Origin of the sequence: Ensifer sp. 2TAB8 (genome assembly GCF_052115125.1) — a bacterium.
GTDB lineage: Bacteria > Pseudomonadota > Alphaproteobacteria > Rhizobiales > Rhizobiaceae > Ensifer.
Genome location: NZ_JBFRGB010000041.1, coordinates 17894 through 42419 on the forward strand (window position 1 = coordinate 17894; position 24526 = coordinate 42419).

Sequence of the window (24526 nt, forward strand, 5' to 3'; positions counted from 1 at the left end):
CCCTTTTCGCCAAATTACGCGGATCGCGGGGAAGATAGCCCTCCTACCTCAATTTTAGGAAAGGAGGCGTCTATCAAATCTAGGGGTTATTCACTCCGGCTCTGTGCGGCTCGCTGAAAGCCGAGGCTTCTCCGGCTTATCGAGGATCAGTCCGGCTAGCTCGTTGGCAGTCAACTCGGCCTTTTTCGGAGTGTCGGCCTCGCACTCCCATGCAACGAAAACTCGCCAGCCGTCTTCTTGAAGACTCTGGCTTACACGAGCATCGCGCTCGACATTTCTTGCGAATTTGGCCAACCAAAAATCGGTATTGGACTTGGGAACCGTTGCCACCTTGCAGCCCCCGTGGCGGTGCCAAAAGCAGCCGTGGACAAACACGACCGCCTTGTGCTTTGGCAGGATAATATCCGGCTTGCCTGGAAGCTTTCTCCCATGGAGACGGAACCGAAACCCAAGGTGATGCAGGGCCCTTCTCAGATTAATTTCCGGCTTTGTGTTGGACGAACGGATGCGTGACATCCGCTCGGATCGTTGTTCAGGGGTGAGGCTATCGACCATTGCTTCCGGGATCGTCGCCTTTTTGTGCGACTAGTTCGAAGAAGGGCAAGCCCCGGACTATTTCACCGGCCGCGTCAAATGATTTGTAGAGGCATTCATGGACCTTCAACGATTTGATCCGCTCTGCTTGCTCGGCTGCACTTCCAACCAATCCCAAGGCAGAAAGTTCCCCGACTGTCACGTTGGGCACTTTGTGAATGAACCAACTGAGGAGTGGATCACGATAGTCCGTCGCATTCACCTTGAAGTGCCGCAGGTACTGGGACGCGAGGATGACGCCAATACCGAATTCGCGACCTTGAAGTAGCAGCTTTCGAAGGACATCAAACTCATACCTCATGATGTTGTCGGCTTCGTCGACCAGCAGGTAGGAGTCGATTGCGCGAAGCTGTGGATCTGTGCCCAAGAACGGCCGCTTTGGCGTCCGCAACATGTTTTCGTAGAACATGTTCAGCATGATGGCGACCAGCATATTCTTGCTTCTGTCGTCTGCGCCAAGTGAGTCCAGCGAAATGACGACTACTCCGTCAAGGAACTGGTCGAACGAAATGGTAGCGCTCGCCTTTGAGGCAAAGATTTCCATGTCGATCAAGTCGTCGATGATCGCCATTGGCGAGTCCGACTTTCCGTCTAACAGTTCGGCGTACGCAGCGTGGACATCGGTTAGGGTCGGTGGATCGTCGCCTAAGCGTCCTTCATAGGATGCCTTGACTGCTTTCTTCAGCTTGTCCCTTTGAACAGGTCCAATTCCTGAGTAAATCTTGTCCAACACGTCGGCAAAGAAACGAAACCTGTCGAGCCAGGGCGCGGGCACGTCTTCCAAGGTGCTAGTGTCAAAAAGGTTCAGTGGCAGCCTATACGGCTTGACCACCTTTGCGCCCGTGGCTTGTACGAAATCCGCGCTGCTATAATCGCGTTTGTAGTCGAATATTAGCATTCGCGGCTTTATGCCCCGGTTACTCGCGGCCGAGCTCGAGATCTGGAGGATCAGCGACTTCAGTAGCTGGGTCTTTCCAGTCCCCAGATCCCCAACCACGCCCATGTTCAAGTTGTTCAAGCGTGTGTCGGAAATGTTTAGCGTAAGGTCACTCGGGCGGAGACTGTCGATAGTCTTGCCAATCGAGAGGACGACGCCTCCATCTTTTTCTTCTGCAGTTCGATCGTTAATTGGTTCCTGTGGCTGGGCCGCGACAGCGGGCTCCTCGACAACGCCATTATTGTCGGCGCCGTGTGACAACTGGTCGGCTGCGTCATCGGCCTGGGAGGAGGGAGCCTGCGTGACGGCAGCCGGCACCGTTGCGTGGTGAGGATTAGGATACAAGGCCCAATTGCCGACACGATTTCGGACAGCCTCGTAGAATTCAAGCGGATCGCCCGCCACGATCCTCCCGGCATCTTCCGTGCCGATGGTGACCGTCTCCTCGAAACCGTCATCATCCCGATCCTTGACGACGCTCCGGGGGCTCTCGTCAACAATTATCAGGCGCCCGCGTTGGTCAACTGAGACGCACGGATCTGGTCCCAGTATCGCTGCTGCTACGCGCTCGTGGATGGATGACCACAGTCCTTCCCGGCCGACGACGTCTTCATGCTGGCTGTAGACCCGCATGCCAAACCCAATGATTGAAAGAAGCAAATGCTGGAAACACATTGCCCATGCGGCCTGCTGGCCATCATGCGGAACAAGTTTCGTGAGCAGTCGCGAGAACGTACGGGCTTGCTCAAGTGCGTCGTCAATCTCTGCCGCCGGGAACACTGACCCGGGGCGGCATTTGACTTCGATAGGGGTGAGATGAATGTCGACGCGCTCTCCGGAAAGGCGGAACCCGATGACCATGAAGTCCGGTCGGGACAACGAGATGTCTTTCTTGTCGCGGCCAAGGGAACGCGCAATGTCGGAGAAATAACCTCTAAACGGATCGACCGGAACGATGATGCAAACGTTCGTATCCTCGCCGTCATTCGATATCACCGGGACCAAGGAGTCTCCGATATTCGCCAGACGGAAGCGATCCTGAAGAAGTCGAACCGCGACGAACAGGCCAAGATCGCCGGTGGCGCCGTTGTTGTCTCCCGCCAGCCCCCGGATCGTTGGAATGCCGCGACGGGCAATTTCCAAAAGGACGTCCCGCACCTTGTCGCCTTCGATTGCACTACATCCAGGCAAGCGCCCAAGGGCCTTTCCCAACGCCTCGCGGTCGGCGTCCTTTACCTTCGAGAGGAGGTAGTAGCCATTTGTATCACCCGCTCGGTGGGAATACGACGGCATGTCGTAATCCCAAAGGTAAGCACCTTCGAGCCAGCCGCCCAGGAAACACGCCGGATCGATTGCCGACGATGACACGGCGACAAAGTCAGCATTGCGCCTCTCCAGCATGTCGCGAATAGCGTTCACGTTCGGTGCAAAGCGCATGCCGACGCGCCTATCACCGAGACTTTCGATCTTGCCGATGCTGGCGGCAACTTTGTCAGCCAGAACATCACCTGACGCAGCGCTCAAGATCGACTGGCGGGTCTCGCTCAGAAACGCACCCCGTCCCGCGAGTTGGCGCCTAACACGATGGCGCAAAAGGCCTCCAAAACCGAGAGGCGAACGCTCGGTCACGGACGTGGCGCTCGGTTCGGACATATCTAGTTGCGCGAGGATGCCAAGGTCCGGCTTGGCATTCTTGGGCTGCCTCGAGAACCACTTGACGCTGTTATTAGTATCTTCGGCCAGGTTTGCGATCGTTGCTTCGTCGGGCTGCGAAGTAAGATCTCGATGGTCGTAAACCTCAATGAAGCGCGGCCCCGCTGCATGGCGAGGCGTCCGGCCTTCGGTGTCCTTGTAGCGGTTCGAGCACCAACTTATCAGCCCCTCGTTGCAGGCGTCAGTTGTTCCGCCCGCACTTGCCACGACAAGTCCGACCACTGGCTTGGCGGCGAGGAGTCCCGAAACATCCTCAAGCGCGCGTCCTACCTGGGCGGAGCTGAAGCCGACGGAAATACCTCCGACAGAGATGCCAAATGCATCACCGAAGGGCGCGAGTCGCGAACGTGTCGGGAGGCTTCCCAGTCGCGTGCCGTTCCACAGGACCGACCAGTAATCCGTCCCGTTCTCGACGGCGAGGAACTCCACCTTCTCTATTCCATCGGGGGATCTCAACGCCAGGGCAAGGACGTCCGGTATGCAATCAGGGTCCAGCACGCTCGCGGCGGGGCAGGGGACGCCATGCTCAGTTTCAACGAGCATGCGTTGTGCTAGAGCGTGCCAAGCAATGCGGATAGGATGCAGCGGCGATAGGATGATTGCGTCAGGAGTGCGGGATATCGTGATCTGGTCGTCTTCAAGTGAGGTGACCATGGCCACGTCCACCCAGCAGGCTACGTCAGGTTCTGCCTTAAGCCATGACGCATAGCTGTCGAGATAACGTTCGATGACGTCACGGAAGCCATCATCGTCATCTGCGAGCCATTTACCAAGCTTCGCCGACTCCATCAGCCCCGTTTCGTCGCTGGCCCCCCTTACCTTGGCCGCAATTGCCTTGCGAGCCTCGACGAATCCCGGGGGCGGCTGGAATTCGGATATTCCCGGCCGAGGATCATGAATGAACCGACCTTCGGAAAAAACTGTCCCGAGACCGGTGCTCCAGGACGGCTGGACCCAATGCTCCGCGTAATCGTCAGCAAGCACGATTGGCAGGTAGGAGAACTCTACGGTCTCCGCGAGTAGCATCCATTCCTGAAGTCCGGAAGACCGGGAACTCCGGTTCAACTGGACGACGGCCTTGGCTTCGGAGGGTTCTACAGCAGAGCGGTTCACCCGTATCAGCCGTTCGAATTCACTACGACAGCCCTGTTCCGCAACGTCCTCGACAGTAATGAGGACGCGGCATGTTTCGTGAGCTGCCGTTCCATCAGTGTCCGTTCTGGTGTAGCCAATATCGACTTGATAGTTTCCGTCGGCCTCGACCTCGATCTGATAGTGGCCTAGCGGAACGCTATGGACCTTCAGGCTATCCGCGCCGCCGACCGGATCTTGGTCGTCGTCGGCAATTCCCGATGCAAACTGATCGAGCACGATGCCGGGCGTGGTTAGCACCAGCAGTTCATGGCGGCCACCACCCGGGATCGTCAGGGTTGTCTCGAACTCAGGTCCCGAGCGTCCACGCCTGGAGGGTTTGCGTGGAGGAACCATTGCCCGTGCTTGCCTGCACGCGACAATCAGGCCGGGCGCCCAAGTTGCCAGGGAGATGATCTTGACCGCGCCGGGATTGAAGTTGTCTGCTGCGGCCGAATAACGGATCGGAGCCTTGTGCGATGGAGGCTGATCCTTTACCTGCGTTTCTTCATTCGCCTTGACGGCAACCGAGCCTACCTGCGCACTCCTTCCGCGAGTGATGTTGACCACCGTACCAGCAGCATCGGGCGCTTCTACTGCAAACGACAATACCACCTCGTCTTGCACGATTATCGGCATGCCCTTCCGGAGCTGGAGCAGGGCATTTGCGCAGGTCATCGTGATGTCACCCTGCGCTGGTGCCTCCTCCGTCAACAGCTCGGACCAACGTTCGGCAGTGAGATGCATCCACCACGCAGGAGGCCGAGGGAGGTCTAGACCGGTATCAGGCGCATAGAATGCAGGAGTCGCGCGTTCGAATGGCGTCGGGAGATCGCAAACGGCTCGTAGATGGTCAAGAAAGTCATCGAGATCTCTTGCTTCCTCGGCCGACGCCGTTTCCTTGGCACGCTTGATGCCTTCGCCAAATCCGTCCGCCATCGCTTCTGCCACCTTGTCGAGGACAGAAGCTTGCAAGCGTGAAAGGACCATGGAATCGCGCATGGGAGGAAAGCCACAGGCTAGGCTGATCGACTGGGCAGCGGTCAGGCCATGTACGCCAGATCCGGCAGCAAATATTCGAGACAGCAAATGCCAAGCGGCTGTGCGCTGGGTTCGCCGTACATCCATGCTGTCCGCGGCCGACCCCGCCTTGTTCATCAAGAACCTTGCTTCATCGCCTTTGCTGGGTTCGACAATGCCGGCACGAGAAATAGCGACGCTGGCCAGGTGTTGCACGAACTCATCGGCCCACCAGTCCTCGAACGGTGCGTTTCCACCGTTGTTTACAGCCGCTAGGCCAAATTCGTCGGTCGTGGATGTCACCGACCGCATGCTATGTTGACCGGGTGGAACCAAGCCCAGGAACGCCGGGCGCGACGGCGAGTTCCTCAGGTTAAGCAGATGGGTATCATTGCAATAGCCAGAGACACCTGGTTGAGGGTTGACGGCACCCGTGGGAAGTTCTGGAAGGAGCAGCAGGAGGGGAACGTTCCCCGGCAGCGGTTGTGCCTGAAGGATCTGATACACCTGCGACATGAGATCTAACGGAGGGCCGTGGAAGATCAGGCGGATTTCGGCCTCGCCTGATTGTGCAATCGAGGAAAGCTTTTCGAATATAAGGTCGGCGATGTAGGTGGCGAGACGGCTCACGCAAAATTCTCCTGCGCGGTGGCAAACGGCGGGATGAGCAGCATTCCGCTCTCCGCATCAGGGCTATCAAGCACTAGTCCAAGTAGTCGAAGTTGATGCCCGAGATCATTGGTCGCGATATCCCGATGATCGATTATCATCCCGTAGCCAGCGAGATGCTGGGTCAGTCGCCTTACCGATCGAGGGCCGCTTGTCCCAGACAGGGCACAATGCACAAGGGCGAGGATGGCAACGGGACCGAGCCCGACTACCCATGGGCTGCTGTTGCTGGTACCGCGCTTGCGCAAGGCAAAGCCCTGATCGTACCCGCGGAGTACGGGATTGGCTGCCTGTCGTTGCCCAAGCACATGTCGCGCGAACTCCATGATGTTGGAGCCAATGCCCTTCTTGCACAATAGCGTCCGAGTTTCCCTCTCCGTGACTTCGACTAGTGTGTCCCTAAGGCCGGTTTGCTGCATCTTCTCGACATTGCTGCCTAGGAAAGTGCAGAGCTCGAATATCGAGCGGGCCGAAGACAAGCAAGCCCGCTCATACCCGGCGTCCTGGGCTGCCCAAAGGGTGGCATTCAAACCCAACCGGGCTTGAAGGAAAGCGGAGGCTCGATCCTTGACGCCAAGGAGCGCCCTATCCCCGTAGGAAAAGTATTGGAAGGATTCGGGAAATATGCGAACCCTGATGTCGTCTGGCGTTCTCGAAGCACCGTCAGTTAACGTATGGCGAACGCAATCCCATATGCGAGCGTGGACATCGCAAATCCAGGTCACATGGGCAACGGCGCCGATCCGGATTATCGCCTCTAGCAAGCTAGTCCATTGTCGTCTGGTCATGGCGTCCTTGGCTGCGATAATGGCCTCCAGGTCACGAACGAAGCGCTTTGCGGGATAGTCCAGCCCCTTTAAGTCGACTTCATCAATGCCTTTCTCCGCTTCCAACTCGATGAAATCCCAGTCAGGGGCGGGGGCCCACGCGCCAATCTCCTCCTTCAAGAAGCGGGCGAAGACATCGTCATTAGAAGAAACCGAGAGAGCGTCGAAGAGACTTCGCCACAACCTGCTTGCAGCTTCTTGGTTCGGGCTTCCAAGCCTGACCATCCGCCTAACAAGCCCGCCGGCAGGCCACGAATTGCTGCTGAGGCGTGCGGAACCTGAAAAGATTGCGGCTTGCGGCACCAGCGGCGTTACCTGGACGAAACGCTTTGCAGATTGATTTGGAAGCTTTGGGCTCTCCAGGACAGAGTGGAGCAGTCCATTGAACGTATTTGCGTCAAGCACTGCAGCGTCGGGCGCGGTAGATTTATTGCGAGACTTTTGGATTTCCTTTTCCAAAAGTCTTCCCGTTTGCGGCACGCTGCCTTCGCTTGCGCCCTTCAAACCGATTTGGCGGTAAAGGGAGGACAGGATGACTTCCGAACTCGCGTATTCCGGCGCGGGCGACATAGCCAGGTTGCAATTCTCGTAGGCATGGTGCGAGGTTTTCCACGGCTCTTCCTTGAACTTGGCAAGGGTCATCGCGTTATCTCCCTTCGAACGCCGAACCGGTCGCGCTTCTGGACCACGGAAGTACCGCTCGTGCCGATACGAATTCGCGCCCTCTCGAGCGCGGCCTCGTCTCGAACAGTCGGTCCCGATAGGCGAGCACGGGTTGTATCCAGCAGAGCCTGAACAGTTCGCGGGAGAGATGCGGCCGACATCCCCGCGTCCAGCTCCTTCACTGCCTTGAAGAGGTCGTAGGTTAGCACGATCGTCTTGCTCGATTTGCCCTCGCCAACGGTGAGGTAGCAAAATGGAGATATCGGCCTGCCGTCTTGTTGCGCTGCACGGGGCCGCACGGAACGAGCCGCGACCACGAGCGTCGCCTGCCTGATCGGGGGAGGAAGTGGTTGTCCAAAGGTCGTTGTCAGTGAGATTTCGAAGTCTTGGTTTTTGTTCAGGAGCTGCTCTACTTCGTGCGCGACGTCGTAAAGATCCTCGCCCGCAATGTCCTCTACCACCCGCTGGAACTCAGCCAAGACTTGGGCATCCTGCACGACCCCAGTCCGTGTGCCGAGCGACCTTCGCACCAACCGGCAAGCGAAGTCGCGAATGAATCGTTGGATATTGGTAGCGGAGCCTGGCCGCCGCCGCCGTACCCCTCCCGTCGAGAGCAGCTCGTCAAGCTTGGCAAGCCGATCTAGCAAATCGGATTCCAGGCGACTTATGATCTGGAGCTTGCGAATGAATTCGAAACCCTCGGAAACCGATCGGCTGAACCTGACATCCAGGTCCCGGAGCGCAAAGCTAGTATTGCGAGTGGCTTGGACGACGGTGTCGGGAAGAGCCAACGCCGGATCCAGCGAATCTGCGAGTCCATCAAGTGCGTCGGAAATCATGGAAGGGAGGTACGGAGACTTTCGCCCGGATAAGAAATGATAGAGGCCCATCGCGGTTTTATCATCCTCAAGGTCCAGCTCCTTGATGTCCTTCAGGATCGCAGATGCAGCAGACTTTTCCCACTTATGGAAGAGCGCATGCTGGTATTGAGAGGCCACGAGCTGGAAGATGGCGCTGGACGTTGCGGCAGATGGTCTTGCGCCGGGTCGCGCCCCATCGTCCAAGGAAATGAGCTTTGCCGCCCAGTCGCATGGATCAAGGCTTGCGTAAGCTGGCTCCACGCGGTGTCCCGCGAGGAGATATGACATCAGCGAGAAAAGGTCGCGGAAGTTCCAGCGCTTGCCGCTCGCGACTTCATGCCAGCGAAGGATCTTCAGGAAGGATCCCTCCTCGCGGTCCCGCGACAGCCGCTGCCGGCTACTGCAAAATGGGCATCGCGGTCCTGCAGGGCAACTATCTGCTTCCGGCCATTTCTGCGAGTCTAGCGCCGTTTGCAACACGGATCGGGCCGGCGCTTCGCCGCCGCGAGCAGGTGCCAGTAGGAGGGATTCCACGTCCATTGGCCAAACGGCAACCTCGGGATAATCCTGCAGCGGCCAACAAGAGGGGGCTTCTGGGGCGAGGCTTACGGAACGCGTGATCGCCTCGAGGAGCTTGCGCTGTGCGATAGCGCCGTTGTCGATGGCTTCTATCAATGCGTCGTCAAGAATCCCGCGATTGACGCAGCATAGGTATGCCTCGCCAGCTGGAAGCGATTGCATATTCTCCAGCTCATCCAGTAGGAGCCGGTGGGGCTTTCCAGTGCCGACGACGGTGGATGCGTCCTGTACAATCGAGATATTGAGGCTTCTGGCTGGCGATCCCAACGCTCCGGCGTCGATCCGCACAAGGCGCGGCACGAACTCGTCCTCGAGTGGTGTGAAGCACTCCTTTAGTGCAGCAATCAGTCGCCCCTGGGCTGCAAGCGCCTCGTCAAGCCAACCGACCGTGGACTCGATCGCCTCCGTCTTGCCATTTCCTGGACCGCCGACCAAGAGAAGGATGCGCGGAGCGCTAGGGTCTCCCCTGCTGAGTGCATTCGCCCAATCTTGCAGCCTATGCAGCAAGTTGGTTTCGAAAACCGTCTTGCCAGGGCGACCACTGGAGTCATCGAACAGGCGCCTCACGCCTCCAGAACGGTTTCCAGCCCAATTAATAAGTTCTCCCGGGTAAGGGAGCCTAATTCCAGGATCCATCGTGTCCATATGTCATCCTACTGCGAGCGCAGGCGGCGCTTCGGCCTGCCTCGTCTGCGCAAATTGGTCTCGCGCCTCGGATACCTCCGCGAGCATTTGCTGCAACGCGTTGCCGATAGCGCGGGCAAGCAGGGGTGGAACTGCGTTTCCTACCTGAGTGTATCGCGGGCATTCCTTCGTACGAAGCTTTCCGCCGGTGGTGTACTTCCCCCTGAAGTGGAACCAATCCGGGAAGGATTGGAGGCGAGCATATTCCCTGACTGTCAGGATGCGTGGCTCCGAATAATGCAAGATGTCGTCCGGCAACGTCGTGACCGTGGGAGCAGGATCGTGACCAGCCATTGGGAAGATCCTGTGCTTCTTCAAATTGTAGCTTTTCCGGCTGGCATCGCTCATGCGGACGCCACGCCTGCATTCCGCAAGGATCTTCCCGAACCGCTCGCGGACGTCATCTCGGTGGCGAGCAAGGCGCATGCTGTCCATCGGGCCTTCATGGCCAAAGTGCATTAGCTCTTGATAGGGCGTGGTAGGCCCTTCATAGCTTGCTTCAAAAAAACGCCTTGGGCACTCCGGGTCTGTCGTGGGGCAAAGCGTGCGGCCATCTATCTCCAAGTCCGAGAGAGCGTCAGCGGCCGTCACGACATCACCCAGTCCAAGCTCCTTGAGCTGGGCCAGCCTTGCGTTCTCCAATAGCTGGAACACGTGAGAAATCCCGCCGCCCAACCACTCGCAAAGATCCTTTTTGACACCAATGACGATAAGGCGGGACCGCTTCTGCGGCACGCCATATGTTGACGAATCGACGAGCTTAGCTTCGACTACGTAACCCGCCTCCAAGAGGCTTTCGACCAGCTTGTCGTAGAACGACAGCTTCTTCTCTCCGCTGTTTGGGTTTTGAAGGTCAACGACGTTTCGACGAGTGTGGACGACCTTCATTCCCGGGACGTTCTCGATGACGATTGCCTGCGGCTGCAAGGCTTGGACCATCTCGACATATTTCTTGAAGAGAAGATTACGCGGGTCATCTTCGTTGCGGCGCCCGGCAAAACTAAACCCCTGGCATGGAGGCCCACCGGCAAGGATATCTATTTGGCCTCTCAGCGACCTTAGGTCTGTCAGGTGTTGGTCCAACAGTTCCTCGATGTCCCAGGCCTTTTGCTCAAGCCAACGAGGCCAGTCAAAACGCCTTGACCCCTTCCTTTCCAACATGTTGGTTGCGAAGGTCCGGAACGCCATGCCGTCACGCTCGATGGCAAAGCGTCCTTGGAGCCCTGAAAGGGTTAGTCCCAGCGAAAGTCCTCCACAGCCCGAGAAGAGGTCCGCGAAAGTTAGTTTAGTCATCATGCGCCTCATGCTGGCGAAAAAGGTTCCCGGCGGCAGTATTTGCATGCTTCGCCGGACCGGCAGTATCAGAATTCGCCAGTTTCATGGTCGTCTTCTCGCCAGGAGTGATCGATTCAGCCGCATTGTAACAAATTGTCTGGGTGATTCGCGCTCGGAAAGTTAGCTGAGACATCAACAAGGCGCAGGCAGACCACTGCAATCCCTAAACCGCGAGCTCACTCCACATCTGGATCGACAAGCTTGGTCGCATCATTCGCCAACGGCGTTATCCGCGACAGAGTAGCGGTTCAGAATGCAATAACTTCAATCTGGTCGAACGCCGATGTTGCCCGTTTAATGACCGGCATCGGTGAGGACGAGGCTGTCTCCTGCATGAGCCTGGCAAAGACGGCTCGCATGGTGGGGTCGCCTTGCTGTTGGCGGCAGACGGTGATTATGCGACGGTAATCCGCAGCCAGTTTAAGGCGGTTAGCCGTAGGAGGTTTCGAAGGCGGGTACCGAATGTTGGTTAAGCGACAACATCCGGCAGCTTCTTCCGCATGGCCGCTAGCACTTGGCCAACCACGCTGTTGGCAGGGCAAGTGATGACTAGCGTATCAATGGGGCGCGTGAGGGGTATCATGCACCAACGCCAGGCGATCGCTTCCGGTGAAGAGCCGGTCCCTAGACCATCTTGAAAATCCCGCGGAGCTTGTGAGCGCTTCAGCTCCCAGAATTCATCCAGCCCTTCCAGTACAGTTGCCCAGCCCTCTAGGCCCCGGCATGACTCATACTGGACGATACGAAGCTCTTCCGTCGATCGAGGGAATTGGCGACGCACACGGTCATCTACCGCGTCCCAGACGCTCCAGCCCTGCCGCATGAAGGACTGGGAAAGCCGGCTTATGCGAAAGCCCTCTTTGTCGATGACGCCAGATGGCGGCACGCAGTGAAGCAGGTCTAAAGGCATGTTCCCTGATTTTAGTGCTGAGGCCATCACCTCCCTCTGAAGGTCGGGCGCGTCACAGTAGCTTCTCTCGATGACAACCACCCGCCCACCGGGCGCATCGCGATTCACGTCCACGCGCCAAGGAAGACCGACCTCTTCGGCCAAAGCATTGGCAAAGAAGCAGAGGTTGGCCTTCATCCGCAAGCCACCTTGCAGGTGGCGTTGTCCAATCTTGGGTTGACCTATAACCGAGGACTTCCAATTGGTAGGATTGCCACGGACAAGCTGTGACATACCATCCGCAAGCGAAACCCTGTTGCCGCCATATAGTCGGCACAGCAGGTCCGCCTCGGCTTGTGGCCAATCCTGAGCCTCGTCGATCAAGACCACATCAAAATCGAATTGGATGAAGTCCTCGGCCTTTATCGCTTCAATCTCAGCCTCTCCCACCGCGCCTTGGTCGATGTAGTCCAGCGCTTCCCGGCATTTCGCGTCGTAGGTTGAGAAATCCAACTCCCCGTCGCCGGCGACACCTAGCCTGCGAAGCCACGAAAACATGAAGGACATGACTGTACGGATGGCAAGGCCACCGCCTTCACCGTCCGCAGGGATGTTCATTAGCGCAAGCGTCCGCTGAATATCGGCTGCCAAGGCCGTATTGTAGGTGAGGAGCAAGCACCGTTTCCCGTGGCGGACATAGGCCTCGTAAGCGGCCTGAAGGAGCAAGATGGTCTTGCCTGTCCCGCCATGGCCGCGGAGGTGGACGCGATGTTCACCCAGCAAGGCGGCAAGCTCTTGGGCTTCCGCCGGCCGCGCGGCGATGCGGTCCATGCGCTTGCGGTCAAGGTCGGAGGGCACCATGGGCAGGAGCAGCGCATCATCAATGACTTGCTCCATGACCTCGTCATTTGCCGACCGGATTACATACTCATTGCCCATCTTGGGAATACCATTCACGGCGGCCATCGCCACGAGCAAGCTTGCCGCGGTGAATTGCCCAGGAACTGCTCCCGCCGAGGGGTGGATCCTTCCTCGCACCTTCGGCAATTGGTCGATGCCCCTGAGCATCAAGCAGCGATAGACCCAAGGATTGGCGTTCGTGGTGCCTTGCAAATACTCTAGCAAGGCATAGCGCTGCTCTTCATTTTGGTCCGTGGCGCTCTTCCATTTGCCATTATAGCGCACCATGACACCGCCGGCAGCGATCTGCATACCGTCAGCCGTATGGTCCTTCACTTCGATGGCGGACACGAAGGAGCGAACACGGACTTGGCCACCAAGGATGCGGTTGCCGTCGGTGTCGTTAATTACCGTATTAGTTACGATGTAGCGCTTGCTTCTTAGGCGCGCCATTACAACGACGTCTATGTCACTAACCTTGTGGCCAGAGAGTTTGACATTGGATGCGATCCTTATGAGGTCGTCTTCTGCTGGCGATACCTCGATATCTGGCCATGTTTGAACAAACGCCTGCTTGATGGCGAGCGCCGCATCATGTTCAGGGCTTCCCGGGATTCCTACAAGTTCGATCAAGGCTGCAACCTCAAGAAATAGGCAGCACTCCGGGCTGCAAAATCCCGCACATCAACAAAGATAGGCTCTATGCCGCTGGCCCGCAGCTCATCGCGCGCTGACATTTGAGGTGGTTGCAACAACCCATTCTGGGTGTGCCATAGGGGATGCCCAAGGACGAGCGCCCGGTTGCCCGACCGCAAGATTGGCAAGCCCTCACTGCTAAAATCGTGTTCGACGGCAAGCCCTGCGCCCTCGCAAATCCGTAGGAAGGAATCGACTGATGGATCCTCCGCCCCCTCTAGCCATCTCTCTATCTTGATGGGGTTGCCAAGGACTAGGTCAGCCAGATCGAGCGCCAAGCGCCAATCAAGCATCCCGTGGCTGAAGCGGTTTCCATAGTTTCGAAGGCAATCGGGGCATGAACGGTCGCAATCACCAGCATGCCGGGGATGCTCCCACTTGGGGGCAACGCTCGCGTAGAATGCCACTATGGCACCCTCCATGTGGCCCGGGTCGGATGCCCACCTTGCATAGCCGGCCCCGTTCTCAAGGGCATCGGCGACGAATACCTGCTCCGTCTCACACTCAGGGACGGCCAGAGGCTGGCGGCCGACACGGAACTCCGAAGGATCGACGTCAAGCGAAGTCGCGAGGGATAGCTTCACCAACTCTGCAAATGATGCCATCGCCGCGCGCGCCGAAGGCTGGCCGCGCACGTCAAGCACGCCAAGGTTTCCAATCCCCTGTGCACCAGCGATGTGGAAACTCAGCACATCCGTCGTAAAGACCGCGCCGATAGCTCCTTTGTCAAACGGCTGCGTTGTGGGGTCAGGCCACGGCACCGCCGCCCGGAAGAGATCAGGGTCACGGACAGCAACACGATTATTGATCTCCTGATAGAAATCGTAGAGGCGTCCGCCATTGTCGTTTACGACTGCAACGGGACCTGGCCCTATGGCCAGTTTCATGGGGCCGCACGCAAGATCTCCATATTCCTGCGGGAAAGCCCGTACTGGCGGGGGTAGCGCGGGGCCACGCTGGCGCTGTCCATCATAGTCATTGGCTTTGTACGCTGCCAAGAAACCCTTGGGCTGGTAGAGCGGGAAGTTGCGCGATGGCTGCTGGCAAACAGCGCATGTCTGGCTGCTGCCGTGTGCGATTGCACCGCACGAGGAACTTGTACACCGCGTATAGGGCATCGGCTTCCCGAGCGGTTCTGGCTGGTTTTCAATGCCCTTGAACCCGTCCTTTTTAAAGACGAACCCGCTGGCAGTATTGAGCTGTTTGTCCTTGGGGATTTCAGAACCCGGTGAGAAAGCCCACACGGCGTGGTCAAGTGGACGGTCGCTTATGACCGTTTGCTCAACCTTGCTGGCCTTGAAGTCGTCGCGAAACAAGCTGCGCACCTGAGTTGGGAACCCAAACATGGGAAGCAAGCCAGCGACCGCGAGGCGATGACTAAGCTCTTCTTGGATGAATCGCGTATCTTGCACGCATTCATCGATTTCCCCCGGCAAGCGCGAGCGTATGTAATCCACAAGCTCGTGCTCCCTTCCCGCCAATCCAGTGTGGGCCGCAAGGCGCGCAGCTACATAATCGACGTCGGTCGCATCAGCGAGCCATTCGATAATGGGAGCGCGGTAGGTCCCTTGCCATTCCCCCGATCGGCCAAAATTGCCATGCAGGCTTTCTTCATTACGTACCGGCCCGGGGTCCAATTGTTCAAATGCACGGCGCAGGCATTCTGCAGCAAGGACGCGCTTGATTATCTCTGGCCGCGTGAGGTCGAGTTGCGGCTGCGGCGGGACGTCGCCCGTCATGCGCTCTGGATTATTGAAATAGTAATCGTCGTGCGCGGCACCGCGGGAGATTGTGACCGCATAGGAAAATGCCTGGCCGGCACGGCCTGCGCGACCGACTCGCTGCTGGTAGTTGAAGCGCTGGGGCGGCATGTTAGCCATCAGGACAAGCTTCAAGGAGCCGATGTCGACGCCGACCTCCATGGTTGTCGTGACGGATAGTGCTTCTAGCCCGTGCGTGACTGCGTTCTCCTTGTCCAAGAACGCCGTGCCCTTGAAGAGCCTCTGCCGGCGGCGCTGCTCGCTCATGGGCTTTGTCTGGCCTGTCAGTTCCGCCACGGCAAGGCGATGGGCAGGTTCACGGGAAACCCAGCTGTAGTAGTCTTCGCCAGGATTGGGGACGGGGCTGAACTGGTGCCCCATACAATGGGGTGTCGTACAGGCCTTCACCGGCAATGCCATGGTGCGCCGCGAGCAACTATCGCATCTGAATAGAGGGCGCTCTCCGGCCGGCACGATCTTCAGGGGAAGGTTCGTATGGTTGTCCATCCGCAACAGCCAATTCTCATTGATGATGCCACGGCTATTGAGGAAATCGCCTATCGTGGCGACCAGTTCGGCTTTATCGCGATTCAACAACCCGGAGACTTTGTCGATATATGCGGCAACGGCCTGGGGCGCGTTAGTGGAGGTTCTTGTCCGTTCACCGGCAAAGTGGCGCGTATGCCCTAGGATGCGAACGACGTTCGCTAAGACGCCGCTTGCTACTTGCTCGTCTAGCCCAAGGGAAGGACCAGCATTGGCGTCAACCTCAATCGTGGCAATCCGCATTGATTCCATGTCGCGCCCCGCCTTGTCGAACAGGGACTTTGCAAGATGGGTTGAGAAATAACCCATGATCCGCCGCCGTTCGTCGGCGGCTACGTCGTTGTTTAGTGGTTCCCATTCATCACTTGGAGGATCGAAGTAGCGCCACCACGGCGTATTCCCATCACCCCATTTCGTGCGGCTGGCCTCCGTTCCCGCCGGATTTTGGCCGAGCGCTATGAGCTCGTTACGCATGGCCGTGAGCAAGGACGGCCATGCTACCGCGTTCGCAGAAAGACTGGCGTCGTGCTTGGCGATAAGGTCTTTCTCACTGGAGCTCGCGGCATTGAACTTGTTGGCGCGCACGGCATTGAAAATGCCAGGCGTCCGCCGTTCAGCTTCATCCAGTATCCGGCGGACTTCTGCATCAGAATCGGGATCCTTGCCCACGAGGGCATCGATCTCAGCGCTGGTAGGAACCTGTCGTGGCTGGATGCCCTTGAAAATGAGCTGGCGGATGAGGTCGCGGAAATGATGGAGTTCCAAGCCAGCGGCAAGGTCCGCGGCGTCATCACGACTATCCGTGAACGCAATCATCTTTTCCGCATCATCGGTGTCGCTGGTCGCAAACATCACGCGGTCGGCGACGAGCTGCGTAGTGACGTTCAAACCGGTGCGCAGCCCGCGGATCGGGGTTTCGACAGATCCCTTGAAGAATGTCTTCTTGTCCCGGGAGTTGAAGAACGAGCGAGAACTGCCGCAGCAGGGGCAGTTCTCTGGAAGGCCTGCCACCTTCTCGTTGTCGGCAAGGCTGCCTGACACCTCGAACACCACGCCGCCATCTTCACCCCGGTTCAGTGTCCCCGAGAAGGGATCGAACCGCCCCTTGGCAAACTGCAAAGAAATTGACTTGTTGCCCGGTGATTGATGGGTCCATCGTGCACCGCCAGCAGGCAATTTCCCACCGGGCCAGTACCACCGGAATTCATCTTGCGTACGCTCAAAGACCTGACTCGCCTTGCTGTTACCTTCACCAGCCTTGGTTGCCTCCAAGAAAACAAGCCCAGAAAGTGCCCCGTCGGTAGATGGTACCACGAACCCCCCAAGGAAGGCTTCTCCGCAATCATAGCAATAGAGCAGTTCCAAGACTTGCCCGCCGCAATTGCATTTCATGGCTGGCGCCTTGAACAGCCGGCCAATCTTGCGCCCTTCCGCCCGGTACTCTGCGGCCACCTCCGTGCAGGCAGGGTTTGAGCAAGCCCAGATGCCTTGTACCTGCCGAAGGAACATATGTGAACGGAAGGTAGGCTTTGGTTCTTCCCACGTTCCGCGGCCTTCCATCTTTGCGGCAATGAACAGCGGCTCTAGGAGACTAACCTTCTCCTCATTGCCAAAAAGTGCATCCGCTATCGACGACAACGGTGCCGGACGCACGACAGGTTCTTGATTTCCGGTCGTGGGATTGAGAACCATGGCCCGGCCCGCCACGCGGCACGCGGAGGCAAGCGCTTCCCTTGGCGAGAAGCGGCCGGATATGGCCGCAAGTGCGGCGTCGGCCGCAATTTTGTCATCCCCAGCGAGGGCGGCTGCGTTATTTTCAAGGATGCTTGAGTCAACCGGAAGCGGGACGTTGAAGACCTTTGGGTTGCCCGGATAGATGGCAAAGGTCTGGCTCGGGACGCCAAAGAACTGCTCAAGATAATCCTTGCCGGCTTCGCCATCCAACGAGGCGCTAGTCGCAATACAGCGCAACTGCGGGGAATCCGGCGCCAACCCAAGGCGATCGAGCATGTTGCGCACGACAAGGGCCACTTCGGTCCCTTGCGTGCCCCGGTAGCTATGGAGTTCGTCGACGATGAGCGTGAACTTGTTGCCACTATCGTCCTGGAGCCACTGGCGCGTGCTGTCGAAGATGGGGGCTTCGACATCGCGCATGAGCATGATGTTCATCATGCTGGTGTTGGTGATGAGGATGTCGGGTGGCGCGGCAATCATGTCCCATCGCGTCAGCATTTCGCCAATCCGCGGATCTTGGAATTGGCTGCATATCTCAAGGACGTTGTCGTCCTTACGTCCTTCGGCCCGCATGGCCTGCTCAATGGCAACGACCTCGCGCGCGATGCGATTGACTTCCCGGGCCACTTCGTTGATCCGGGTGCGGTCTGCAGCCTTTAGGGTTTCTGGGGGGACCCAAGTCGAGCCGATGGTCGCGCCTGTGTAGCGTCCAAAGTAGAAGAGCGGCTGCCCATGGATGGACATGGCGCGCGCGGCCGCTTGCCGCAGGCGCGAGATTTGGTCTTCGACAAGCGCATTCGTCGGATATAGCACCATGGCCCGCACGGCGGGCGTCACATAAGGCTCCATGCCATCACGGGAATGCTGCCAGCGGGAATTACCGGTGCCCAGTTCTTTTTCCCACCACGGGTTAAGCTCGACCGGGCCCACGCCATTGCTGCGCTCTTGCATGAGGCGCGCCAAGAGCGGGAGGAGGAACGATTCCGTCTTGCCTGAACCCGTCCCTGACGTAACGACGACATTACAGCGCCCTTCTTCGTCGCCGGCAGTGCCGGTGCGCAAGGCCTGCGCTTGGTGCTCCCTCAGTTTGATGCTGGTATCGCTTCCGAATACGACGCGGGCGAGATGCCGCGCCACAAGCGGATCAAGCCCAGCCTCCCGGCAGGTCTCCTCGATGGGGCGAAGCGATGGATATTGGGGAACGGCCTCTACCAGCGGTTCTTGCGCCATGACGCCATAGGAATTCAGGATCGCGAGGCGCTCTGCCATGATGGCAGGGTCTCGCATCCAGAAAGCGCTGTCATAGTAGCGGCGGTATCCGTCCCGCACATAATCAATGACGCTGGTGGGCGTAGCGTGCTTCATCGCGTGCTTCTTCTTTCTCGTACAGGGCATCTAGGACAAGGCGGGCCGTCGCGGGATCGACATTGCTGTATTTGAGCAACCCTTCGGAAATTTCTGGCAATGTGCCAGAGCAAGCAACAAGGGCGCGTCCCAGCAAACCGGGAGCGTCACACCCCAATGTGGCAAGGAACGCCTGTTTTTTTGCATCGTAGGCGTGGAGCCTGCGCCGTCGCGAGCGTGCCGCCATGAGTTTCACGACTTGGTGTGGACCAGCTAGCGACCGTCCGCTTTCTTCGACGAAGGCATAAGCCTGCCGGCCATCGTTCCATCGATATGCACCGCCCTGCGCGCTAATCGCGCTAACCGTATCCCAGCGCGCGGTCTGCAAGTTGAAGACTTGCAAGTTGGCTTGGCGCCCCATCGAGATTGGTATCAAGCAAGAATCGAGATTGCTCCATTCCCGGCACGCACGCGCGATTTCCCGCCCCGGATATTGGTTCACCGATATAGACCGCCCCAAGGGATCTGCTATGCCCTCCAAGGCGCGTGACAATGCTGCCGGAGACAAGTTGGTGATCTCAATATGTGCAGGCACCAATGAACGACGCGCCTCTACGATTTGCCCATCGGCTCTGCGCACGGCAGAAAAGATAGATTCAAGCAGGGACTGGCAGCGGAACCCGGAGAGGAACGCCGTTTCTTCATCGATGTAGCTAACCGCGCATGGAGGTATCGACCACCGGTGCACGATGTTCGTTCCAGGCCGCAGATCGATGTCAAGCAGCCCCAACAAGGAATAGTTTTGTGCAATTTCCCGCGCTTGCCAGGGCATCTCCACCTTGTCAGCCAGTAGCGACTCAAACCGACCCCACGAGCCCGTGCCAAGGAAGCATAGGGCATCAAGCAACAGGTCGTGTTCGATGCGGGAAGCGTCGGGACTGCCGATACCCGTAAACGTCTTCAAGGGACGAAGGCTTGGCGCCAAGACCCGCGCCGTGGCTTTTCCACGATCCACCACGACGATGGCTTGGCCGCAGTCCTTGCACTCTTGCCTAAGCGGGGTTTTTTTTGGCCTGCCGGGCTCCAAGGTTTCGCAAAGCCAGATGTGATAGCCGCGTTCAGCGCAGGTCTGATTTCCCACATGGTTGAGAATGGGGCTTGCAAGATTCGCATCTTGAGGTTCCTCCCAATCTCCCGTGGGCAATTCCCCTTCGATGGACGATGTCCCAAGGTCATCGTCCATCGTGTCGACCCCTACGGCAAGCATGCCTTCGACCCGGATAGGGATTTCCTGCCCGGGGCTTTGCTCGTGGCCAGCTGCAGACATGATCGACGCATAGCTTAGGGCATCCCGGCCTTGCCTATCGAGGGCGCGAGGATTGTTGGCATCCCGCAAGAGGATTTCAGTGTTTGCCACGACAGCGGGGCCCTTGCGGCTTTCGAGCCGCAGTCCCGAATGTCCCTTGGCTGCTCCAGCGGGGATTTCAAGCCTGCACGCTTTGCCGGCATCCTTGGCCCGGCGGAGGATTTCACCTGTCGTCGCACCCATGGGCATTGCGAAGATTTCCGTGGGCCCGGTGGAAGCCTGGAAACTAGCGACGAGGCTGGCGCGTGAATGAAAGATCCCACGCGCAAGTTGGAAGCTTCCCTCAACGAGCAGTGCCCCTTCGTCCCCAATCGGCACTAGCGCATCTAGGTCCAATGGTGGTGTTGACGATGGTTGGCCGAGCCTTGCGTCTTTGTACAAGACCCAATCTGCAGGCAGGCCCGGTAGCTCTTGCGAGGTGAGCTTCGCAGGCATCTCCAAGGCAGCGTCGGAGAGATAGGATTCGACCTTTTTCGGGAAGCTGCTGACATTCCGAACGAGGATAAGATGAGGCTGGCCGAACGTGACGCGCGCCACTTCGATCCAATATGGCCCATCGTTCGCCTTGGCCAAGGGAATGACAAGCCGTGGATGCCAATCAAGGTTAGTTTCCTGGCCGGGCACTACAAAGCTGTAGGACCGACTTAGGCTGCGGCCATCTGCACTTATCGGGCGCGGCAGGATCGTCGCGAAGGTGCCGAAATCTTCGTTTGCAAGCGAGAACTCTTGCCCGGGCGCACCTTCAATCGACAATGGCCGCAAAGGCTCATTTCGCTCCTCGGTTCTTCCGAGCTGCAGGTCCAACATCGTTGGCCGCGGGAAACGCGTCACGAAGCTAGCGATCAATGACAGCTTGACCGACCGTTTGCCAAGGGAAATTGCGCCTTTTGCGGGCGTGCCGTCTGCACTTCCCCAATGTGAAAGCTCGGCAATCGCCGCCTCGCACACGCGCTGCTGGAGCTCAGGCTTTTGCCAAGCTGCCTTCAGGCGTCGGTTGGGCTTGCTCGTTAGAATCCAGTTCGCCAAGTAGTGGCGCATCTCATCAGGGGAGATACTTTCGTTCCCGGAGAACCCGTACCGGGCAAAAAGATCATGGAAGAGCTCACGATCGCCTGCGCGAACAACGACTTGGGACAGGGCTTTGCCGACATATGTCCATTTGTTGATCGCTGCCGCGGTGGGACGACCGAACTCGTAGTTGTTTTCCACTAGCCAGGAGTTCAGCCTTTCCCAAAGTCGGTCGGTGGACTTGCCGTGAAAACTTAGTACCTGCCGCTCGCGCCCCGTGACCTGTGCCAGCCGCAAGTAATAGTTATTGGACCCAAAGTCGCCTTCCGCTGCCATGAGGGCAGCAGCATGGGACAGGGTGAACAGCAACGCAGTAAAAGGAGGCGGAGCTGATCGTGACTTGATCCACCACATGCGCGCATGGTCATTTATGGACGCGTAGGGGTCACCACTCCTATCTAGCACATGCCCTGCCACGCGGCAGATCTTCTCTTCAAGCCCCTCTTCATCCTCACCAAGCATTCCGGCGAGCTCAAGGCGCATGCGGGCATCGAGGGACAGGTACACCGGCCGCCAGGCAAAGCGCCCGGAGAAGAATATTTCGTTGAGCGCATGGTTATACTGTATATATGTCGCGCTCAAACCACCCCCCTCGTCAGTGCGCATTTTCTTACGAGACCATAGTGCCCCTGCCTATTCAATCACTAATAGCATCGCCTGCAGCCTGTCAGCGGTCTCTTCGACCTTGGCTTTGGTATTTAAGCCACACTCCCACACGACCCAAACTTTCCATCCCATTTGAGTTAGGCGATGTTGCACTTGTGCATCGCGCTGGATGTTCCTATCGAATTTCGCGGTCCAGAACGCAGTATTTGACTTGGGCTTGTTCGCGACTGAGCAGCCTTCGTGCCGATGCCAAAAGCAACCATGCACGAAGATGACGACACCATACTTCTTAAGAACTAGGTCGGGTTTACCCGGTAAGCGCTTATCGTTGACGCGATAGCGAAAGCCGCGGCGATGGAGTGCGCTGCGCAGGGCGAGCTCGAGGGAGGTGTCCCTCGACCGTATAAGCGACATACGTTTTGCGTGTCCCGCACTACCTCCCTCGTGGGATCCTTTTGTGACATCAGGTAGTCAACCTATATCAGGCCTTCTTCAAGGAGTGCGTCAAAGTTCCGGACTTTGGGCGTGCGGGTACGCTCTACCTGAAAGTAGTGGAATTCTTCGCCCACGGCATCGCGCGCCAACCCAAACCGTCTGCGGATGCTTTTCCGCAAGGAGTGTCCGGAGCTCCTCTGTCCGTCGTCGAAAGATTTGAGACTTTTCGGGCTCTGGAAGCACGTCCTCCGCGCCATGCAGGAGAATGCCCGGCAGGGCTTCTGGAATGGCGCGGCAGCGCCTTATGGATACGCCATTGTGGCTGCGGAGCAGCGGGGAGCAAAGACCAAGAAACGACTCGCCATCGATGCCGTCGAAGCAGAGGTGGTGCGGCTCATGTTCCGGCTTATCCACGAAGGCAATGGCAAGAGCGGCCCCCTCGGCGTTAAAGCCCTTGCCTGCTACCTTAACGAACGGGGCTACCGCACCCGGCGCGCCGTGCGGTGGGGTATCGGCCCGCTGCACGCCCTCCTGACCAGCCCGACCTACAAGGGCGAGTACCGCGTCAACAGAGGTCGGCGACCTTCAGCATAGGGACCTCAGCGACACGTAGGCCGGCGCCATAGGCGACCGACAATGCTGCCTGGTGCTTGAGGCAGGTGGTGGCATTGAGCAGCCGGGCAACCTCGTCGCGGCTCAGCACCACGGGCAGGTTGCGCGGATGCGCCAGCCGGACAAGCCTGCGCGCCAGGTCCGGGCGGTCGAGGGTTTGGGTGAAGAGGAAGCGTAGTGCCGACACGATGCTGTTCATCGTCGGAACAGGAACGCCATCGTTCTGCTGCTCGATCTGGAACCGTCGCAAATCGTCGGCGCTCGCCGTGTCAGGTGACCGCCCGAGAAAGGTCGCCAGGCGTCCGATGTCGCGGAGATAGTTGGGCTGCGTTTCGCGTGAGAAACGCCGCATGTTCATGTCGTCGATCAACCGCTGGCGCAGCGGGCTCACGGGCGCGTCGAGATGAGGGTACTGCATGGTCAGGCTCCTTGTTGAAGAAGCCTGTCATGCTCTGCCGTTGTCGGACGACGTTCAATGAACGCGCAACCTACAGCTTGTGCCCTCTACCTCAAGCGCAGACGCCCTCCCGCGCAGCGGGTTCGTTCGCCGACCCCAAATTGGTTATTGCGTGCGTTTAAGAGAGTGCGGCCAAGCGCTCAAATGCGCGAATGGGCATTTATTTCCGCATCTGCTTGCTCATTTACGTCGAAATGTACAAGTCTCCGTGGACTCAGGCCCCCGCAACCAAATCTTCCAAATACAATAAGCCCCCGTGTCAAAAAAAACCGGGGGCTTTTGCCGTTCTAGACGCCGCAAAAAGCGCCGCAGCATCAGCGGCGAGGAGCTTTCTTGTTTGGCCTCCATCCCGAGCTCGCCAGCTCCAAGCCGTTCCAGATAGTCGTGCCGCTTTTGCATTGCGCAGGGCGGGCGGCGCTGGTACCCAGTTTTCAGAGGCATAGAGCCGAACGTCCCGCCTCTTTACAAATCTCTGTGGACTGAGGCCCGAGGTCGCGACCTGGCGGATTGCTCGTAAGCGGCAATGATTTCCGCTTTCCAAAGTAGCCACTCATTCAGCGGCATATAGAGGCGGCTCCGCGCCCGCAAAGCAGCCCAAGACGCATCTCCTACACGCAAATAGCGGACTTCATCGCCACTGTGGTGCTGAGCAGGCATCATACATCACGATTCAGGCGGCGCCGTCGCGCCGGTGGCCGTGCGGTAGTCCGCAACGAAACCATCCAGTTCGGCGCGTTCGAGATCGGACACCGCCCAGTAGCTAAAGCCGCTGCTCGTCCATCTCACCATGTTGTAGCCGTCGGTCTGTTTGCTTTGGGGGCCGGAAGTCCCGGCCGCTGCCGGCTCCGCCACCACCGTGATGAGATGTTCGTTGTGGCGGTAGACGAGTGTCGGGACGGCATTGCCACCGATGACGTCGACGCGGCCGCCGACAAGCGAGAAGCCTTTCGCAGCCAGATCAGGCGCCGGCGGCGAAATACCGATCCGGTTGTCGAGCCAAGGCTTTACCGTGTGGCGATCGGACGAGGCGATGTCGACCGGGCTTGCAGCAAGCAGGCTGCGGTGGTGGGTGCTTGCCACGAGATCGCTGGTGGTTTCGCT

At 58.3% G+C, this 24526-nt stretch carries 11 protein-coding genes and 1 pseudogene; 1 reads left to right on the forward strand and 11 read right to left on the reverse strand.

Translation table 11 applies throughout. From position 1 onward, the window contains the following. Positions 1–90 precede the first annotated feature (90 nt). From AB4Z53_RS33595 to AB4Z53_RS33635, 9 genes and pseudogenes are all read right to left on the reverse strand, one after another. Positions 91–555: a very short patch repair endonuclease gene (locus AB4Z53_RS33595; protein ID WP_441599692.1), complete on the reverse strand. Its 465-nt coding sequence runs from the start codon at positions 553–555 to the stop codon at positions 91–93. Continuing rightward, positions 545–6025, reverse strand: a complete 5481-nt coding sequence (locus tag AB4Z53_RS33600) for an ATP-binding protein (protein WP_441599694.1) — start codon at positions 6023–6025, stop codon at positions 545–547. The genes AB4Z53_RS33595 and AB4Z53_RS33600 overlap by 11 nt, the downstream gene beginning before the upstream one ends. Beyond that, positions 6022–7533 (reverse strand): hypothetical protein, encoded by a 1512-nt coding sequence (locus AB4Z53_RS33605; RefSeq protein WP_441599696.1) that lies wholly within the window; start codon positions 7531–7533, stop codon positions 6022–6024. The genes AB4Z53_RS33600 and AB4Z53_RS33605 overlap by 4 nt, the downstream gene beginning before the upstream one ends. After that, complete coding sequence (locus AB4Z53_RS33610) at positions 7530–9638, reverse strand: hypothetical protein (RefSeq protein WP_441599698.1); 2109 nt, start codon at positions 9636–9638, stop codon at positions 7530–7532. The genes AB4Z53_RS33605 and AB4Z53_RS33610 overlap by 4 nt, the downstream gene beginning before the upstream one ends. A 3-nt stretch (positions 9639–9641) precedes the next feature. Then, a complete protein-coding gene (locus AB4Z53_RS33615) occupies positions 9642–10970 on the reverse strand; it encodes a DNA cytosine methyltransferase (protein WP_441599700.1) in 1329 nt (442 codons plus the stop codon). 511 nt (positions 10971–11481) lie between these two features. After that, complete coding sequence (locus AB4Z53_RS33620) at positions 11482–13434, reverse strand: DNA/RNA helicase (protein ID WP_441599702.1); 1953 nt, start codon at positions 13432–13434, stop codon at positions 11482–11484. Then, positions 13431–18902: a DEAD/DEAH box helicase gene (locus tag AB4Z53_RS33625; protein WP_441599704.1), complete on the reverse strand. Its 5472-nt coding sequence runs from the start codon at positions 18900–18902 to the stop codon at positions 13431–13433. Before AB4Z53_RS33625 ends, AB4Z53_RS33620 begins: the two co-directional genes overlap by 4 nt. After that, positions 18871–21897 (reverse strand): hypothetical protein, encoded by a 3027-nt coding sequence (locus AB4Z53_RS33630; RefSeq protein ID WP_441599705.1) that lies wholly within the window; start codon positions 21895–21897, stop codon positions 18871–18873. The genes AB4Z53_RS33625 and AB4Z53_RS33630 overlap by 32 nt, the downstream gene beginning before the upstream one ends. Before the next feature lie 51 nt (positions 21898–21948). Then, a pseudogene (locus AB4Z53_RS33635) lies at positions 21949–22341 on the reverse strand (very short patch repair endonuclease); the annotation flags it as partial. Between the two features lie 270 nt (positions 22342–22611). Here AB4Z53_RS33635 and AB4Z53_RS33640 point away from each other — a divergent pair. After that, positions 22612–22950, forward strand: coding sequence for a recombinase family protein (locus tag AB4Z53_RS33640; protein ID WP_441599707.1), 339 nt, complete (start codon positions 22612–22614; stop codon positions 22948–22950). Here the strand turns inward: AB4Z53_RS33640 and AB4Z53_RS33645 are convergent. After that, positions 22922–23386 (reverse strand): tyrosine-type recombinase/integrase, encoded by a 465-nt coding sequence (locus AB4Z53_RS33645; protein WP_441599709.1) that lies wholly within the window; start codon positions 23384–23386, stop codon positions 22922–22924. The genes AB4Z53_RS33640 and AB4Z53_RS33645 overlap by 29 nt on opposite strands. Before the next feature lie 702 nt (positions 23387–24088). Beyond that, the coding region (locus AB4Z53_RS33650; protein WP_441599710.1) for an anti-sigma factor family protein at positions 24089–24526 on the reverse strand (438 nt) is incomplete at its 5' end.